The organism is Microcoleus sp. PH2017_24_DOB_U_A (genome assembly GCF_020738205.1).
GTDB lineage: Bacteria > Cyanobacteriota > Cyanobacteriia > Cyanobacteriales > Microcoleaceae > Microcoleus.
Genome location: NZ_JAEQCT010000168.1, coordinates 1 through 16,709, shown reverse-complemented (window position 1 = coordinate 16,709; position 16,709 = coordinate 1). Strand labels below are relative to the sequence as shown.

General features: G+C 46.3%; 14 protein-coding genes and 2 pseudogenes. 4 read left to right on the top strand and 12 right to left on the bottom strand.

Going from position 1 to position 16,709, the window contains the following annotated elements:
- Nucleotides 1-204 precede the first annotated feature (204 nt).
- The 9 genes and pseudogenes from JGK07_RS31810 to JGK07_RS31770 form a co-directional block, all read right to left on the bottom strand.
- Complete coding sequence (locus JGK07_RS31810; RefSeq protein ID WP_293186995.1) at nt 205-1,287, bottom strand: amino acid ABC transporter substrate-binding protein; 1,083 nt, start codon at nt 1,285-1,287, stop codon at nt 205-207.
- A gap of 217 nt (nt 1,288-1,504) precedes the next feature.
- Nucleotides 1,505-1,732 (bottom strand): hypothetical protein, encoded by a 228-nt coding sequence (locus JGK07_RS31805; protein ID WP_293148799.1) that lies wholly within the window; start codon nt 1,730-1,732, stop codon nt 1,505-1,507.
- 499 nt (nt 1,733-2,231) lie between these two features.
- Nucleotides 2,232-7,349, bottom strand: a complete 5,118-nt coding sequence (locus JGK07_RS31800) for a PAS domain S-box protein (RefSeq protein ID WP_293226701.1) — start codon at nt 7,347-7,349, stop codon at nt 2,232-2,234.
- 204 nt (nt 7,350-7,553) lie between these two features.
- The gene (locus JGK07_RS31795) at nt 7,554-7,955 is read right to left on the bottom strand and encodes a fasciclin domain-containing protein (protein WP_194011615.1); all 402 of its coding nucleotides are present in this window, start codon (nt 7,953-7,955) and stop codon (nt 7,554-7,556) included.
- A 226-nt stretch (nt 7,956-8,181) separates the two neighbouring features.
- A complete protein-coding gene (locus JGK07_RS31790; protein WP_293186996.1) occupies nt 8,182-8,577 on the bottom strand; it encodes a hypothetical protein in 396 nt (131 codons plus the stop codon).
- Nucleotides 8,570-8,851, bottom strand: coding sequence for a hypothetical protein (locus JGK07_RS31785; RefSeq protein ID WP_293186997.1), 282 nt, complete (start codon nt 8,849-8,851; stop codon nt 8,570-8,572). The genes JGK07_RS31790 and JGK07_RS31785 overlap by 8 nt, the downstream gene beginning before the upstream one ends.
- Nucleotides 8,852-8,897: 46 nt before the next feature.
- Nucleotides 8,898-9,041, bottom strand: a pseudogene (locus tag JGK07_RS31780) (Hsp20/alpha crystallin family protein); the annotation flags it as partial.
- A 143-nt stretch (nt 9,042-9,184) separates the two neighbouring features.
- Nucleotides 9,185-9,325 (bottom strand): annotated as a pseudogene (locus JGK07_RS31775) (Hsp20/alpha crystallin family protein); the annotation flags it as partial.
- A 470-nt stretch (nt 9,326-9,795) separates the two neighbouring features.
- The gene (locus JGK07_RS31770; protein ID WP_293186998.1) at nt 9,796-10,083 is read right to left on the bottom strand and encodes a hypothetical protein; all 288 of its coding nucleotides are present in this window, start codon (nt 10,081-10,083) and stop codon (nt 9,796-9,798) included.
- Between the two features lie 184 nt (nt 10,084-10,267).
- On the opposite strand from JGK07_RS31770, the gene JGK07_RS31765 reads away from it, so the two are divergent.
- The 4 genes from JGK07_RS31765 to plsY all read left to right on the top strand — a co-directional run bounded on the left by JGK07_RS31765 (nt 10,268) and on the right by plsY (nt 13,769).
- On the top strand, nt 10,268-11,062 hold the full coding sequence (locus JGK07_RS31765) for an MlaE family lipid ABC transporter permease subunit (protein ID WP_293186999.1): 795 nt from the start codon (nt 10,268-10,270) through the stop codon (nt 11,060-11,062).
- Nucleotides 11,063-11,126: 64 nt separating this feature from the next.
- Nucleotides 11,127-11,519 (top strand): DUF3119 family protein, encoded by a 393-nt coding sequence (locus tag JGK07_RS31760; protein WP_293218442.1) that lies wholly within the window; start codon nt 11,127-11,129, stop codon nt 11,517-11,519.
- A 59-nt stretch (nt 11,520-11,578) separates the two neighbouring features.
- A complete protein-coding gene (locus JGK07_RS31755) occupies nt 11,579-12,898 on the top strand; it encodes a DUF3086 domain-containing protein (RefSeq protein WP_293226698.1) in 1,320 nt (439 codons plus the stop codon).
- Nucleotides 12,899-13,088: 190 nt separating this feature from the next.
- Entirely contained in the window at nt 13,089-13,769 is a 681-nt protein-coding gene (gene plsY, locus JGK07_RS31750; RefSeq protein WP_293226695.1) for a glycerol-3-phosphate 1-O-acyltransferase PlsY, read from the top strand.
- Nucleotides 13,770-14,050: 281 nt separating this feature from the next.
- On the opposite strand, the gene JGK07_RS31745 is transcribed toward plsY, so the two are convergent.
- The 3 genes from JGK07_RS31745 to JGK07_RS31735 all read right to left on the bottom strand — a co-directional run bounded on the left by JGK07_RS31745 (nt 14,051) and on the right by JGK07_RS31735 (nt 16,473).
- Complete coding sequence (locus tag JGK07_RS31745) at nt 14,051-14,638, bottom strand: Uma2 family endonuclease (RefSeq protein WP_293187003.1); 588 nt, start codon at nt 14,636-14,638, stop codon at nt 14,051-14,053.
- Between the two features lie 11 nt (nt 14,639-14,649).
- A complete protein-coding gene (gene proC / locus JGK07_RS31740; RefSeq protein WP_293187006.1) occupies nt 14,650-15,495 on the bottom strand; it encodes a pyrroline-5-carboxylate reductase in 846 nt (281 codons plus the stop codon).
- 333 nt (nt 15,496-15,828) lie between these two features.
- Nucleotides 15,829-16,473: a cell division protein SepF gene (locus JGK07_RS31735; protein ID WP_293187004.1), complete on the bottom strand. Its 645-nt coding sequence runs from the start codon at nt 16,471-16,473 to the stop codon at nt 15,829-15,831.
- Between the last annotated feature and the right edge of the window lie 236 nt (nt 16,474-16,709).

The window sequence follows — 16,709 nt, the reverse complement described above, 5'->3', positions numbered from 1 at the left end:
CTGAAGCGCAACTACGTACCTAAGAGCGCTGAAGCGCAACTACGTACCTAAGAGCGCTGAAGCGCAACTACGTACCTAAGAGCGCTGAAGCGCAACTACTTACCTAAGAGCGCTGAAGCGCAACTACTTACCTTTGTTTAAGTGGATTTTTCTGTTTGTAGTGGCGCAGACAACAGGGCTCAAGCGCAACTACAAACCTGTTGATTAGCGGAAGGGTGGCGAGTACAGTAAACCGCCATCTTTCCAGAGTTTGTTTTGACCCCGGTCTAACTTAAGTGTACTTTTCGGGCCGAGGTTGCGATCGTACATTTCCCCGTAATTCCCCACTTTCTTCACAACGCGGACAGCGTAGTCGTTCGGGAGTCCGAAACCTTTACCTAAATCTCCTTCTTTTCCTAGCAAACGTTTGACGTTTGGGTCTGTAGTGCTGGCGACAGTTTGGTCTACATTTCCTGAATTAATTCCTAAATCTTCAGCTTCAATCGCCGCAAAAATAATCCATCTCACCGCATCCGACCATTTCGGATCGCCGCTTTTCACCGCTGGGGCTAATGGTTCTTTTGACATTACGATCGGCAAAACAACATTATTCTCAGGATTCGGTAGAGTTGTGCGCTTCGACACGAGTTGCGATCGATCGGCTGTAACACCTTGACAGCGACCTTCTTGATAAGTGCCAAAGGTAGTATTCGCATCTTCAAACACCACAGGAGTGTATTTAACTCCTAATTTTCGCATTTGGTCGGACAAATTTTGTTCGGTACTCGTACCTGTCTGCACGCAGATAGATTTGCCCGCAAAATCTTTTAAACTTTTAATGCCGCTATCTTTTTTGACCATGATGCTTTGAGAGTCATAAAAGATTATCGGGGCAAATTCCAAGCCGGTAGTGCTGTCGCGACTCGCCGTGTAGGTGGTATTTCGGCTGAGAATATCGATTTCTCCAGCCTGCAAAACTGTAAACCTATCTTTGGCGTTGAGCTTTCGGTATTCGACTTTTTCGGGATCGTCAAATATAGCCGCAGCGATCGCCCTGCAAACATCTACATCCAAGCCGGAGTATTTGCCTTTTTCGTCTACAAAGCTAAAACCCGGCAGTTCGCCACTAACGCCGCAAATCAATTTGCCGCGGCTGACAATTGTATCTATGCGACTCGGGCCTTGTTGCGATTTGCCTTCAGCAGTGGTGGCTGGTGTTTGACCTACTTGTGCCGATCGATCCCTACAAGATGCCAGCGGTGCCACAAACAACACACTTGCCAGCAACAGAAATCCCAATTTACGCATACATTTTACCAGTAGAACACTTTCTCGACGATCCTAACTTGTCGGTGTCGAGAACTGTTGCGATCGGCAATCTAGAAAACCTCACCATTTCAAATTAACCATTCTCAACCCGGTGTCGCACCCTGACAAGTGCACCGGCTAACCGCCTATTATTTTTTTGCCCGCTGCGGGCGATCGACCTTTCCTGTAATATTTATCCAATTTTGATTTAATGCGCTCAGAACCGCTCTGGTGCTAGGCGCTGCTCGGCTAAATCGCGGATTAGCGACAGCCGAGACTCGATGTACTCGTTCAACAAATCTGTTTCGTTGCCATTGAGCGCAGAGTTCATCTTCAATTGCTTCAGCAGCCACTGTACCAGGGTTGCATCGTCCAAATTGACTAACAGAGTCGCTTGGGTGGTTTCAATTAATGACCAGAGTTGGCGTAACATGACTGGAGTCATAAAACCTCGTTGAGCGTAAATACGCACTTAGTGGGCTGGCTGGGCGATGGGTTGGTCTTAGTGTTTCAAGCCGATAGACGAAAATTAGCCGTCTTGTCATCGGCTTAATGATTATTTTATATTTGACCACAATAACTTAATATAGTAGTGTCAAAAGCTACAACACACAAGATGTTATAAGAATTTCCAATCTCGTCACATACAGATAAATATCTTGATAAAAAATTAAGAATCTTTACATAAAGACCGGGCGGTTGAAACCGCGTCTACACAAACAAAACCCGCCGACGCGGGTTGAAGAGTCGTAGCGTAGCGGGGATCCATCCATCGCACGCACATTCTCTCAAATTCCATATTTCTTAGTCCGCGGAGGCGGACATCGTTTGTGTAGATGCGGTTTCCAACCGCCGTCCTGAGAAAATTGAGCGATTAGTCCGCGGAGGCGGACATCGTTTGTGTAGATGCGGTTTCCAACCGCCGTCCTGAGAAAATTGAGCGATTAAGCAGATAATTCAGCAGCGGCCAACTTTTTAACCCCCGCTAGAATTATTTCTAATTCAGCGATGATTTTCGTAGCGCCCTCCAAATCGTTGGATTCGGCCAGAGTTTGAAGCTGAGCAGCCATCTGGGGCATTAACCGCACCGCCGCCGTAGCGCTGACACCTTTAATTTGATGCGCGCGGCGGGCCAGTGTCTCCAAGTCTCCCGAGGCGATCGCACTTTTAGCAGATTCTAAATAACTGCCAGTATCCACCACAAAAGCTTGCAATATTTCCCGCTCAAAATCTAAATCAGTGCCGGCAATTTCGTGCAAGCGTGCCATATCAACTACGCATTCTAGATCCGAAGCAGAGTTTTGGACTTGCTCACCCTTAAACTGAGGAATTTCAACTTTTAACTGTACCGACCAATTTTCTAGTACAGATTTTAACTTTTCGATGGAAATAGGTTTGCTAATATAATCATCCATACCCGCCGCCAGACACTTTTCCCGATCGCCCTTCAAAGCATTTGCCGTCATCGCAATCACCACCGTCTTGCGATCGGGCTCCCTCGAACCAGCAGCAGTGCCTGTCGCTTCCATGCGGCGCAATTCCAGCGTAGCTTCGTAACCGTCCAAAATCGGCATCTGACAGTCCATCAGCACAATGTCATACTTTTTGATAGCCAGCATCGATAGCGCCTCAGCGCCGTTATTTGCCACATCCGTCGCACATCCCAAAACCTTGAGTTGATTCAGACCAACTTTTTGATTGATCGGAGTATCTTCAACTAACAAAATCTTTAAGCTAGCTAACTCCCGGTTGTCAATAGAGGAGTCTGGATTTGTCGTTGGATTTGCCAGCCGCGAGTCAACCACTGCACCCGGGGCGATCGCATTTACCAAGCACTCAAACAGCCGGTGAGCTTTCACAGGTTTAGTTAAATAACCGCTAAAACCAATATCTACCAAACGTTTAGCCTCCGATGTCTGAGTAATTGAAGTCAGCACCACCCAATGCGTCTGCTGCATTGCCGGCTCAGCAATCATCAAACGTTCCAGACTTCCCGCCACCATTTCCGGCAACTGAATATCAACCAAAACAATATCGTAAGGGGATTTTATGCTGACAGCTTTGTACAGAGATGCGATCGCCATCCAACCATTCTCAACCTCATCAACTTCCATCCCCCACAAAACAGCCATTCTCAGCAGCACTTTTCGCACTGTGGGCTTGTCGCTAGCAACTAACATTTTCTGCCCCGCCAGCACCGTTTGCAAATTCACTGAGCACGCTGTCCCAGCCCCAGTTAAATTTTCCTTAAGTGCCGGCACAGTAAACCAAAAAGTCGAGCCTTTACCGGGGGTACTTTCCACACCAATTTTACCCCCTAGCAGCTCCACCAACTGCTTAGAAATAGCCAGACCCAAACCTGTTCCACCGTACTTTCTCGTAGTAGAAGCATCAACTTGAGTAAAAGATTGAAACAGCTTTTTTTGGTCTTCGGCAGCAATCCCAATCCCTGTATCTGTGACCTTGAACAGTAGGAATAGCGAGCGATTGATTCCTAGTTTTAATGGTTGGATATTCTCTAATTTTTTCTGGTCGTCGCTGGCTGCCAATATCCCAGGAATCCTGCCAGTTGAAACCTCAATTACTATTTCTCCTGCTTCCGTGAACTTAATCGCATTGTTAATTAAATTAGTGAGGATTTGCCGCAATCGTGCTGCATCCCCTTTAATTTGCAGCGGCACGTCGGTATCAATCAGCGCCACCAATTCTATACCTTTAGTTTGTGCGGGAGTTGCCAACAAATCCAGCACTTCATCCAGACAGATACTGAGGTCAAATTCGATGGTTTCTAAGCGCATTTCTCCAGCTTCCAGTTTGGAAAGGTCAAGAATATCGTTAATGATGGACAGCAAATTTTGACCGCTGAGTTTCAGCGTCTGCACAAAGTCTAGCTGTTCGGGAGTAAGATTTGTTTTCAGCAGCAAATCTGTCATCCCCATCACTCCATTCATCGGAGTGCGGATTTCGTGACTCATATTTGCTAAAAATAGTGACTTCATTCGAGACGCTTCCAAAGCGGCTTCTCGGGCTTGCTGCGCTTGCTCGAACAGAGTAGATTGCTGAATGGCGATCGCCAACTGCACGCTCAACCTTCCCAGCAAATCCACCTCAGAATCAGTCCAAGCGCGCGGGGCACTGCACTGGTGGGCAACCAGCAACCCCCACAACCGATTTTGACGCTTGTCCAAACTCTCGATCTGCGACTTAATTCTAGGAGTTTCTGGCGAATATTCTATTGCTAATTCCTGACTTTCGTCGCCGATAAAAATTGGTACAACTAAATTAGCCCTTACCTGCAATTTCACCAGTAAATCTCGGTGAATCTGGCTCAAATTAGCATTATAAATATCTTCAACTGCTTGAATCTTGCCAGCCCGGTACATCGCTTTGTAACTTTCCCCAAAAGATTTTTCCTGAAGTTTTCTGCCCAGCATAGGCATCCAATCAGATCCTACAGATTCGACAACCACAATCCCTGTGTCATCGGAATCAAAACGATAAATTACCGTGCGATCGGTTGCCAGTAATTGCCGTACCTCTTGTACAGCCGTGCTCAGAGTTTGAGTGAGGTTGAGAGACTGTCGCACTCGCTGGGCGATCGCCGAAACTAGCCGTTCCTGTTCTGCCTGTTCCAGCAGCATTCTTTCAGCTTGCTTGCGTTCTGTGACATCGCGAATTACCGCAGCAAAGCACAGCGGTTCGCTGGTTTGAGGGTGCTTAACCAGAAAAGCATTCATCACAACATCAATGTGTTTTCCAGTACGCAAGTGCTGCATTTTACCTTCTCCTTGCCACTGACCCTGACTGATAATTTTTGGCAAAATCTCTTGACTAAATTCCTGTTTAAAAGTTTCGCCGATATAATCCCATATTTCCGTATAAAGCAATTCCGAAATATTCTCTATTCCCACCAGTTTTCGTCCGGCTTCATTAACAAACAGCGTTTGCCCTTCGAGAGTAGCCATACCAATAAAATCGCTGCTATTTTCAATCAGCGACACAAATTTTTGTCGTTCTTCTTCACCTTTTTTGCGTTCAGTAATATCGCGCTTAACGCAGACGTGACAAATTATATCGCCGCTGTTGTTAATCACAGAGTATGCCGCCACCTCGATCGCCAGCGTGCGACCTTTTTTAGTAAAGTTAGTAATTTCGCCCCGAAAAGTTCCAGTTTTCGCTAAACTTTTGGAAATCGCAGAAAAGCGTTCCCCCGCCACCAGCGGCGGCGTTTCTATTTCTAATTCGGCGTCTGTATATTCTAATAGCGATTGGTGAGCGCGATTTTGTTCCAGGAAAAACCCATCAGCATCGATAATCACCATCGCATCGTTGGAGTTTAAAAATATTTCTCGGTAAAGTTTGAGTTTTTCCTCAGCTTGCTTGCGTTCGGTGATATCCCTTTTGACGCTGACGTAACAAACTACTTCCCCAGCATCATTGAGAACCGCAAAAGCCGAAAGTTCCACCTCAACTATTCCCCCTTGCAAATCCTTAACACAGGTCATTTCGCCTCGGTAACTCCCTGTTGCGACCAAGATTTGCAGCACCGATGCAAATGTCTCTTCTCCCGTATGAATTGCAGGGGTTTTACCCCACAATTTTGATTCACTGTAACCCAGCAAAGCCGTGTGAGCTTGATTTGTTTCCAAATAATAGCCTTGCGGGTCTAAAATGGCGATCGCATCGTTAGACTTTAAAAATATTTCTTGATAAAGTTGCAGTTTTAACTCAGCTTGTTTGCGATCGCTAATATCCGTGAACAAGCCATAATAAACTATCTCTCCCGATCCTTGCATTTCCGGTTGTGCAGCCCCTTGAATCCATTTAAGTTTTCCAGAGGGAGTGATAATTCTGCCTTCCCACCGCCAAGGCTGCAAATTTTCCGCAGCCAGCCTTACCGAGTTCCGAAAATCATCTCTATCTTCGGGATGAATCATGTCAACAATTGCACGAATATCCTGCTGAGCCACCTCCGGTTCTATTTCATACAATTCTCGGCAGCCCGCGCTCACAAACGAGAAGGCTATCGAGCCATCTAGATGCAAGTCAACTTGATATACCGTACCGGGTACGCTAGCAGTAATTTTTTGCAGTTTGGCTTGGCTTTGATTCCGGGCTTCATCTGTCGCCTGCAATTGAGCAATCTCCCGAGAAATACCCAAAATCCCAAATATACTGCCATCCGCATCGCGCAGGGGCAGTTTTTGCGTGTCAAAGACCTGCTGTTTGCCACCTGCACAGGCGATCGCCTGGTAGGGATTGCGAACCGTCTCCCCCCCCAGCACAGCTCGATCGTCCTCGCGAATGCCTCTAATTGAGCCGTGGCGATCGCCAAATACTGCTGGTTCTGAGAAACCTAATTCGATATCATCTTTGCCAATAATTTCTTCAACCTTTTTCCCCAAATATGCAGCAAAACTTTGATTGACAAAAATGTATCTAAAATTTCGATCTTTCGCAAAAACTCTATCCGGCGCACCGTCCATTAAAGCCCGCAACAATAGCTCTTGGCTTGACCCATCTAGAGCAAAATTATTTTGAACAGTTCCCTTGACATCCGTCTGTTTAGCTGCTAAATTAGTTAACGATTTAACACAAATTTGAGCGACAGTGTGGAGCAAACAAAGGTGTTCAAAATTAAAAGCAGTTCCCTGCTCTGCACCGATGAAAAATACTCCCAACAATTCTTCACTGTCCTCCGGGTTAGCCGGTGCCATCAACACCGACTTAAACTGAGCAATTGGCCCGCCAGCGATGTTGTACGCCCAGTCTCGACTTCCGGCCAGCCATTGGGTGCGAGTAGCTTGCAAGCAGGCTGCTATTTCAGATTTGACCGATTCAGTTAACGGGTGTAAGTGTTGCAGGTAGATGCGATCGTCCGGTAGAGTTAAAAGTGTGATCGTCTCAGCAGGAATCAGGCGCCCGAGATGTGCCAGACAAGCAGACCAAATTTCATCAGCAACCGCAGCAAGTTGTACATTCTCCGTAAGTTCGTTGAGAACTTGCAGTTCCAAGGTACGCTGGCGGACTTTGGCCTTGAGGCTGGCGGCTAGGATTTGCATAGTGCTCACCACACTGGTTTCCTTATATTATAATTATTCATCTTCAAAGTTTTTTAAACAATCATCTTAAAATACATCCGGCAAAAAGACAACTTTTTTATATTTATATAACTTTTAATTGCTAAAAAACCAAAAGCGCGATCGGGAGCGAAGCGACACCGCAAGGCACCTGCTTCGCTCCAGCAGCGAGGTTTAAAGGCGAAATTATCCCATTAAAATCACGTTATCGATCACGTGAATGACACCGTTGTCAGCTTCGATATCGGCCGCGACAACAGTAGCATTCTTCACCTCAAAACCGTCTGAACAATCAATTTTAATCGGCGAACCTTCTAAGGAAGTAACAAAACCGAGTTTTGCCAAATCTGCCTTCATAAACTTGCCGGAGACGACGTGAAACATCAAAATCCTGCTCAGTTGGGGGACATTCTGCACTAGGGTTGTGATAGTTCCCGGTGGCAATTTCGCAAAAGCATCGTCAGTAGGTGCAAAGACAGTGAAAGGGCCCGGACTTTTGAGCGCATCTACTAAATTAGCTACTTGCACCGCCGTTACCAGGGTTTGGAACGAACCCGCACCTACGGCAATATCAACAATATCAGGCATTTGGTTCTACCTCGTTTGGCAAAAAAGTTCTATTAAGTATCGTAAACTGATGCGTGCAACAATACCTACTGTATTTGTTGAAAATTTTGTAATTCGTTTGATCGTTCGGACTTCAGTCCTCTCTTTTTTTGCGGACTGAAGTCCTCACTACGAACCTAATAATGGTTATTTTACACATAAAATTACTAACCAATTTGCACTTTAACGGCGCGATACTTTGAAATTGCTACAAGACTGCTTGCGGTTGGGATACCAAGATCTCTGTTGCTAAATCTGCTATTTCAGAATTTAGGTTTTCTTCCTTGTAAATGCTGAAACTGCCGTACAAAATTGAAATTTCAAAAATGTCTGTAGTAATTACAGCAGGCTTGCGGTGTTCCGGTTCGCCCAAAGAAATTCCTAAAAATTCTGCTTCAAGTTCGCCAACTTCCTCTTCATCGTGTACAGTCCACCCGATATCGCGACAGTCCTTAAATGCCAGAACATAAGGCAATCTTTCTTCTGGATTGTAGACGCATTCGATCGATACCTCGTTTCCCCACGAAGAGACCTTGACATTGGTAATTAAAGATGTAAAACCACCCAAACCAAGTAAGTTATAGTCATCCTTCCAATCATTCATTTAATTTTTCTCCCGTATTGTGAGTACCTGGAATGAAATTGCCAAATTCGTCTCGCGTTCGCAATAAATGACCATCTCGATCGAGACGGAAACCTTTGTTGATATTTCTGCCGTCTGAGGCATATTTCGGTGCTGGCGTTCTAATCACTTCACCGTTAGGACGGATCGCGAGTGTTGACTTATCCAGAAATTTATATGCAACATAGCCATCTCTAGTAGTTCTGATTTCTGCACCCAGTCCACGCAAAAAGTCATCGACTTCTTGGCGAGTCATTCCGGTTAAGTCTCCAAATTCCGATGCAGTTCCATTTCATCCAACTCCCTAGTTCAACTTTGACTACGCGGTTCTTTTCCGCTTCCGCTTTAGGCAAAGTCAGGTTTAAAACCCCATTTTTGTACTCAGCTTGTACGCTGTCATTTTGAACTCGTGCAGGTAGGGGAATCACCCGGCGGAAGGAACCGTAAGCTTCCATGCCCGGAATTTCTAATTTTAGATTTTAGAGGCGACCCCACGGATAAATTCGGGGGAAGAGAGGATTTTAGATTTTCGATTTGGGATTGATTCCACGGATAAATCACGTGGCGGATACCACCTGTGAAATTCTTGGTCATCGAGTTCGGCGGCCGGTACAAAAGCCACACCGTTAGATGCGCGATCGGTTGCCGGAGTTAAGCTATCAAACAACCGATTCATTTCTCGCTGCAAGGAGTCCATTTCCCGCAAAGGTTCCCAACGAATAAGTGCCATAATTGATACCTCAAATCTCTTAAGTTTCTAAAGGTTGAGAAACACTTGATTCAACCTGTATCTAATATATTTAAGATCCAGAAACTGTGGGATGCGGTTTTCTGGAATTTGCCGATCGCATTTCCGAACATTTGCGATGGTTAATGCTGAGCCAGCCCAACAATTTTAGATTTTAGATTTTAGATTTTAGCAGTGACTCGACTGATGAATCTGGTAGCTGGAACTGAACTCTCTCATTTTGGCTCTCCACGACTCCTGTGGGAAAGCAAGTATCCGTTTTTAGGCGAAGTCAGTCGATTTAAGATTTGACTCCACTGCTGAATCAAAGGACGAGGAAATTCCATCTAGAATTTTTCGCAGCAGGCGGCGCGATTCAAGCGCAGCGCAACCCAACAATTTGAGATTTTAGATGCGCGATCGAGAATTCCCCACCTAAAATCTCAAATCCCAGATTTCAAATAGAAACACCATTAACCCCACCGTGAATGCTGATAAGAAGCGTAGGTATCAAACAAAGCACCCACTAAACTAAAAGCTAGACCAATCACCAAAAATCCCTGGAGGGGACAGCCGCTGCCGAAAGTGGCTAAAAACTGCAAAATCTGGTCTTCTCCAGAACGACCGACTGCTTGCAAAGCAGGCACAAGACCGATCAACGAAAAGCTAGTCAATCCCGCGCCGATTAACAATAAGGGAGCGACAAAGCTCAAGAGGCCCGTCAGCAGTAAAGAGCGAAGAAAATTAGGAAATATGCTCATAAGAGTCAGTAAATTCAGCTAAACTGCCGAAAGGTGCAAGTAAAATAAACTTGTCCTTTTCTACGATAGGCAGCGATCGCCCTCAGTGGCCAATTCTGTCAGAAATCTTAAATCTTAGAGAAGAAACTTGTTTAAGATTTGTAGATAGATTTCATTTTTGCAGTTGTTCTACAGTCAAAGTCCCTTGAGCACAACTACACCATCAAGCCTCAGTTTGTGGAGTCAGCGGTTACTGGCAGCCATTTTATTGGGCGGCCAAGTCATGCTGCACTTGCTAACTCGCAAAATTAACCGTCGCAACACCCTTGACCAAATGGCAGCAGTTGGCCCGGAATCGCTGCTGATTTCTTTGCTGACTGCGGGTTTTGTCGGCATGGTATTTACGGTTCAGGTAGCCAGGGAGTTTATTAACCTCGGTGCCGGTAATGTCGTCGGTGGCGTTTTGGCTTTGTCTTTGACTCGCGAACTCGGCCCGGTGTTAACAGCCGTAATCGTTACGGGACGGGTTGGTTCGGCTTTTGCTGCGGAAATTGGCACGATGCAAGTCACAGAGCAGATAGATGCCATGCTGATGCTCAGAACAGACCCGATCGACTATTTAGTAATTCCCCGCGTTTTAGCTTGCTGCTTGATGCTGCCAATTCTGACAATATTGTCCCTCGTCACGGGCATCGCCGGCGGGATGCTGATTGCGACGACAATGTACGGCATCTCTCAAAATGTGTTTTTAGAATCAGTCCGCCATTTCCTGAGTCTGTGGGACATTTGCAGCGCTGGTATTAAGGCTTTTGTGTTCGGTGGTTTGATTGCTGTCATCGGCACTAGCTGGGGTTTGACGACTACCGGCGGCGCCAAAGGCGTCGGCCAATCGACTACCACAGCGGTGGTGACGGCTTTGCTGGCTATTTTTATTGTTAACTTTTTCCTGACTTGGCTGATGTTTCAGGGTACTGGCTCTAGCGTACTCAAAGGCTTGTAAGCTAGGAAATGGATAAAATATAAATAATTGGCAACATTACTTTACTACCCCCTGATTTAAACCCGTGACTACAACTACCTCTGGGACTGCGCCCACAGATACGATCGAACTTGCACCGAGTTATGCGATTCCCCTAGTGCTGGTACTGGCCTCTGTACCGCTGCTGTTCGTGCAGAAGTGGGTGAGTTTGCCGCTTTCGGTGTTCGGCTTGTTTCTGATGTACCAAGCCGCCACTATCCGGCTACAGTTTACTCCAACGGATTTGGACATTTATCGATCGCAAAACTTAATCCGCCAATTTCCTTACCGACAATGGCAAAATTGGCGGATATTTTGGCCCGCAGTGCCGATTTTGTTCTATTTCAAAGAAATTAACAGCATTCACTTTCTGCCGGTTCTGTTCGATCGTAAAATGCTACAGACCTGCTTAGAACAGCGCTGTCCCCGTCAAGACTAAACAAGTTGTTAATTTTAAATTTTTAACTTCTTCTGTGCCCCACGCCGAACAAATTTCCTATGAATTCAGACGAATCTCCCACCCAAAAACCGCAATCGCAACCAGCCGCTGATGGCGAACCAAATTTGCCCGTGAATGAGACGGAAAACCAATTGCCATCTCAAATACGGAAATTGTCGATCGCCCAAAACGATCTCACATCGCAAATTCCTCCCGAAATAGACCCCTGGGACGAGGAAAACCCCCAAATCACCCCTGTGGTGGACGAAGCGGGCGCGATCGCCCAAAGTTCGCCAGAAACTGAGGATAGCGAATCTGAAAGTGCGATCGATCGAATCGAACCCGAAACAGACTCCCAGCCAACAGCAACCGCAGAAACGGTAACGCCCGTACCAGAAAATGTTACCGAAAGTTTGGCAAATAGAGTCAAAGCATTGCAACAGCAAGAACAAGATTTGACCGCCAGAATTGCCAGCTTGGAAGCCGACAAAACTAAGGCGTTAGAAGCCTTGGGCGAGGCTCAAGCATCGATCGGGCGTTTGGTACAAGACGGCTTGATACAGCTAGATCATCGCAAACAAGCGCTGCAAATTGAAGTAGAAAAACTCGAACGCAGGCGCGATCGAATTCAAAAGGAAATGCGAACTACTTTCGCCGGAGTTTCCCAAGATTTAGCAATCAGAGTTCAAGGTTTCAAAGACTATCTAGTCGGCAGTTTGCAGGATTTAGCAGCTACCGCCGAACTCTTAGATATGACGCCGCCGGTGCAAGAAACTTCCAAGCAAATCTCTGTTGAGGAGTCTCAATCCTCTTCCCCGGTAAATCCCAGATTTGCTGAACAAGGATTTCAAGAACAAGCCAAACAAATTCGCCGCACCCTAGACCAATATCGCACTCTCCCCGACTATTACGGCCCGCCTTGGCAACTCCGGCGCACTTTTGAACCCATCCACGCCGAACGGGTTTCTAACTGGTTTTTCACCCAAGGAGGAAGAGGTGCATTGCGAACTATGGGTTCGCGGTTGCAAAATATCTTGATTAGTTCGACGATTATTTCTGTACTCAGAAGCGTCTACGGCCCACGGGTGCGGACATTGGTGCTCGCGAACAGTCCCGAACGTTTGGGTGAGTGGCGCCGGGGTTTGCAGGATTGTTTGGGGATTACTCGCACCGATTTTGGCCCGGAAGGTGGCATTATTATGTTTGAGTCTGCGGAGGCTTTGGCCCAAAAAGCCGATCGACTCGTGAGAGATGGTAAGTTGCCTTTAATTGTGATAGACGAAACAGAAGATTTAATCAGTTTGTCGATGCTGCAATTTCCGCTGTGGTTGGCCTTTGCTTCCGATCCGCAAACTTTAACGACTTCTAAGGATTTTTAAAGAAGGAAGAAGGAAGAAGGAAGAAGGAAGAAGGAAGAAAAGACATCTTCAGAAATTAGTTTTAATTTCTTGCTATCCAATAACTAAAAATTAATTTAGGGAGATGTCAGAGGGCGGGAGATTAAAGAATAATCGTTAAGTTTGTAGTGAGGACTTTAGTCCTCAAAAGTAATGAAAGAGGGAATTTATTATGGGTGTGTGGTTGAGTTTAAATGCAGCATTGTTAATCGCAGCTTACTTGCTGGGTTCGATTCCAACTGGGTACGCTTTGGGTAAATGGATGCTGGGGATTGATATTCGGGAAGTAGGTTCTGGTTCGACGGGGGCGACTAATGTACTCAGGACTTTGGGGAAGGGGCCGGGGTTGGCGGTGTTGCTGGTTGATGTGTTGAAGGGCGTAAGTGCGATCGCTCTGATCCGCTACATCTACTCTCTAGAGTTTACCAGTCAGCTCGCGATCGGCGCCCATTTAGAAAATACAGCAACAGTCATTCCTTGGATGGCAACTTTAGCGGGTTTATTTGCAGTTTTGGGCCACAGCAAATCAATCTGGCTGGGGTTTACCGGCGGCAAATCTGTCGCTACAAGTTTGGGAGTTTTGCTCGGTTTGTACTGGCCAGTCGGCTTGGGAACTTTCGGAATTTTCGGGATAGTTTTTGCCCTATCGCGAATTGTTTCTTTGAGTTCGATTGTCGGATCAATTAGCGTAGCTGGATTGATGTTTGTGTTAAATCAGCCGCTAGCTTATGTATTGTTTGGACTGGCGGGCGGCGTATTTGTAATCGTGCGGCACCGCAGCAATATTCAGCGTCTGTTGAACGGTACGGAACCGAAAATTGGACAGAAACTGGAAACAGCAGCTAGCGATTAATTAGACCAGAGTGCGATCGCTTTTTATATCGTTTCTGCTGTCATAGGAATAATATCATTCCGAATGCAGTGTGAGCTTAATATAGCCTTTCTCAAATAAATGAGGTATGCCCAATCCCTCCGCTTCGCTTCGCCCAATCCCTCCGCTTCGCCCTATTTGGTCAATGCCCATACCCTATGAGCACCGCACTGTTACTTAGAAAGGCTATATCTCGCGGCTGTCATCCTCGCGAGCGAGGAGAATCGCACTGTGGTATAATTCCCTAGTTAGCGGATTAGATATCAATTAGTCCCCATAACAGACCGCAATTCCAGCACAAATCCGGGCAAAATATCTTCCCCTGAGAGCGTAACAGGAGACTGCAATATTTCTATTTCTCGATCGCTCCTATAAATCTCCACACTCCGGGTTTGCGGGTCAATCAACCACCCCAAACAAGCGCCATTTTCCCGATATTCCTGCATTTTTTCTCGCGTTTCTTTGATAGAATCAGTAGGAGAGCGCAATTCCACAACAAAATCAGGACACAGTGGGGGAAATTTTCTTCTTTCCTCAGCAGTTAAAGCTTCCCACCTTTCGCGTTTTACCCAAGAAGCATCGGGAGAGCGATTACCACCATTTGGCAGTTTAAAGCAAGTAGAAGAATCAAAAGCAATTCCTAAATTTGGATTTCGGCGACTCCAGGATTGCAGTTGATAGGATAAATCCATATTGCGATTTCCCGTTTCTCCTCCCGTCGGTGGAACCATCAGCAGTTCTCCTTTGGCATTTCGTTCAAATTTATAATCGCGGTGATGTTGGCACAGTTCGTAAAACTGATCGTCTGTTAACTCGATCCACGGACTTAAATCTAATTTTAAAGTCATCATGGCATTAACACCTATTTCCCTAATTCTTGAGAGCGCAAACAAGCTGCTTTCACTGCTTCGATCGCGGCAGAACGAAAGCCACTGCTCTCTAATTTAGCAATTCCGGCAATAGTTGTGCCGCCGGGACTTGTCACCCGATCTTTCAATTCTGCTGGGTGCATCCCCGTTTCTTGCAATAGCTTCGCTGTACCGAATACTGTTTGGATGGCTAATTGGGAGGCGATCGCCCGCGGCAGTCCAGCACAAACTCCGCCATCTGTCAAGGCTTCGATAAAAATCGCCACATAACCAGGGCCGGAACCCGAAAGCCCTGTCACCGCATCCAGCATACTTTCGGGCACTTCGACCACTTCTCCCACAGCCTCAAAGATCCGCTTTACCAATTCTAAATCGGCTGGTTGCACAAGTTTTCCTGGGGCGATCGCACTCATTCCCGCGCCTACCGTTGCCGGAGTATTTGGCATCACCCGCAGCACTACTCGCCCCGGAAACGCTGCTTCGAGCTTGCTCAGGGGAACTCCTGCCAAAATCGACACGATCGCAGCTTCTGGCTGAGAATTAGCTGTTTCTCCATTATTTGCTTGTTGGCGATCGATCCCCACGGCCAATTCCAAAGCTACTTTCTCAAAAATTTGCGGTTTAATCGCCAAAAACAGCACTTCTGTAGCGGTAGCAACTTCTAGATTGCTGGCTGTTGTTCCAATTCCGTAGGTTGCCGTCAAAAATTCGCGCCGTTGCGGTTGCGGATCGCTCACCAATATTTCTGATGGTAAATAAACTTTTTGTGCTATTAAGCGGGATAAGAGAGCTTCTCCCATTACTCCGCCGCCGATCGTACCAAATTTTATCATAGTTATTGGTTATTAGTTATTGGTTATTGGTTATTGGTTATTGGTTATTGGTTATTGGTTATTAGTTATTAGTTATTAGTTATTAGTTATTGGTTATTGGTTATTAGTTATTAGTTATTAGTTATTAGTTATTAGTTATTAGTTATTAGTTATTAGTTAACAGTGCGTTGTTTGTAGGATGCGTCACTTTCGACTATCTAAAACTTCCATTTCTCATCTGGTAGCGACGCACCTTACTATACTGGTTTTTTGAATGAATTTCTGTCAACAACTTTTGGAGTCAACTGTCAACAGCCAACAGCTTTCGGAATCAACTGTCAACTGTCAACTGTCAACTGACTACTGAGCCATTTGAGCTTGTTCAGCCGGCCAGACTGTCGGTGCGGGAGCAGCCGCAGCAGGGCGCGGGCGGCCTTGAGCTGGGGGCACTTCGTGAACCACACCAGACTGAGTTCTTACTTGCACGCAGCTAGGCGTAAACAAGAAAATGCTTTCGCCAATACGCTCTTGATGACCGTCAAGGGCATAAGTACCGCCCGCCACAAAGTCCACAGCTCTTTGCGCTTGGTCTGGATCCATCACCGTTAGGTTCAAAACAACAGATTTGCGTTCTTTAAGAGCTCGAATTGCTGCCGGCATCTCTTCAAAAGTGCGCGGCTCCATTACTACTACTTCCGAAATCCCGTTCATAGATCCAGGCATTCCAATCACGTTATTCATTACTGATCCTACTCCCCCGGTTGGTGCAACAACATCTGTACCTGTCGATCCTACTACTGACCGCTCCCGCATTCTGCGATTTTGGCGGCGTTCTTCTTCTGCTGCGGCGACAGCAGCAGCAGAAGTGGAAGTGGCGGAGTTTGGTTCAGGCTGTTGGTAGGCGTTCGCAAAGCGCTCGCTTTCGGTTTCGTCGTACTCGTAATCGTATTCAGGCTCATTGTTGAAGCCTACAAAATCTCGTAGCTTAGAAAAAATGTTCACCATTTAAGCTCCTTCACGACTGTGCTGCCCCGACTATACTCGCGTTGCGGGTTAGCCGCGGGTCGTTAACTACTGCTACACAAAACTTAGCTAAACTTTCTCAAGTCTCACTATTCAATCAAGATTGCTCTTGAAGGGTTTGCTTCCTGCTTCACCCAAGGGAGTCGGCTCGCAACTTGTCCACAGGCGTAAATTCGGATGTAGCCCATCCTAATCCAAAAAACAATTCTAGCGGTCGC

Bases quoted from the DNA above. Each gene is read 5' to 3' on its own strand.
- JGK07_RS31735 (WP_293187004.1), bottom strand. From the start codon at position 16,473: ATGGTGAACATTTTTTCTAAGCTACGAGATTTTGTAGGCTTCAACAAT.
- JGK07_RS31755 (WP_293226698.1), top strand. From the start codon at position 11,579: ATGAATTCAGACGAATCTCCCACCCAAAAACCGCAATCGCAACCAGCC.
- JGK07_RS31805 (WP_293148799.1), bottom strand. From the start codon at position 1,732: ATGACTCCAGTCATGTTACGCCAACTCTGGTCATTAATTGAAACCACC.
- JGK07_RS31745 (WP_293187003.1), bottom strand. From the start codon at position 14,638: ATGATGACTTTAAAATTAGATTTAAGTCCGTGGATCGAGTTAACAGAC.
- JGK07_RS31795 (WP_194011615.1), bottom strand. From the start codon at position 7,955: ATGCCTGATATTGTTGATATTGCCGTAGGTGCGGGTTCGTTCCAAACC.
- plsY (WP_293226695.1), top strand. From the start codon at position 13,089: ATGGGTGTGTGGTTGAGTTTAAATGCAGCATTGTTAATCGCAGCTTAC.
- JGK07_RS31790 (WP_293186996.1), bottom strand. From the start codon at position 8,577: ATGAATGATTGGAAGGATGACTATAACTTACTTGGTTTGGGTGGTTTT.
- JGK07_RS31785 (WP_293186997.1), bottom strand. From the start codon at position 8,851: ATGACTCGCCAAGAAGTCGATGACTTTTTGCGTGGACTGGGTGCAGAA.
- JGK07_RS31810 (WP_293186995.1), bottom strand. From the start codon at position 1,287: ATGCGTAAATTGGGATTTCTGTTGCTGGCAAGTGTGTTGTTTGTGGCA.
- JGK07_RS31770 (WP_293186998.1), bottom strand. From the start codon at position 10,083: ATGAGCATATTTCCTAATTTTCTTCGCTCTTTACTGCTGACGGGCCTC.
- JGK07_RS31800 (WP_293226701.1), bottom strand. From the start codon at position 7,349: ATGCAAATCCTAGCCGCCAGCCTCAAGGCCAAAGTCCGCCAGCGTACC.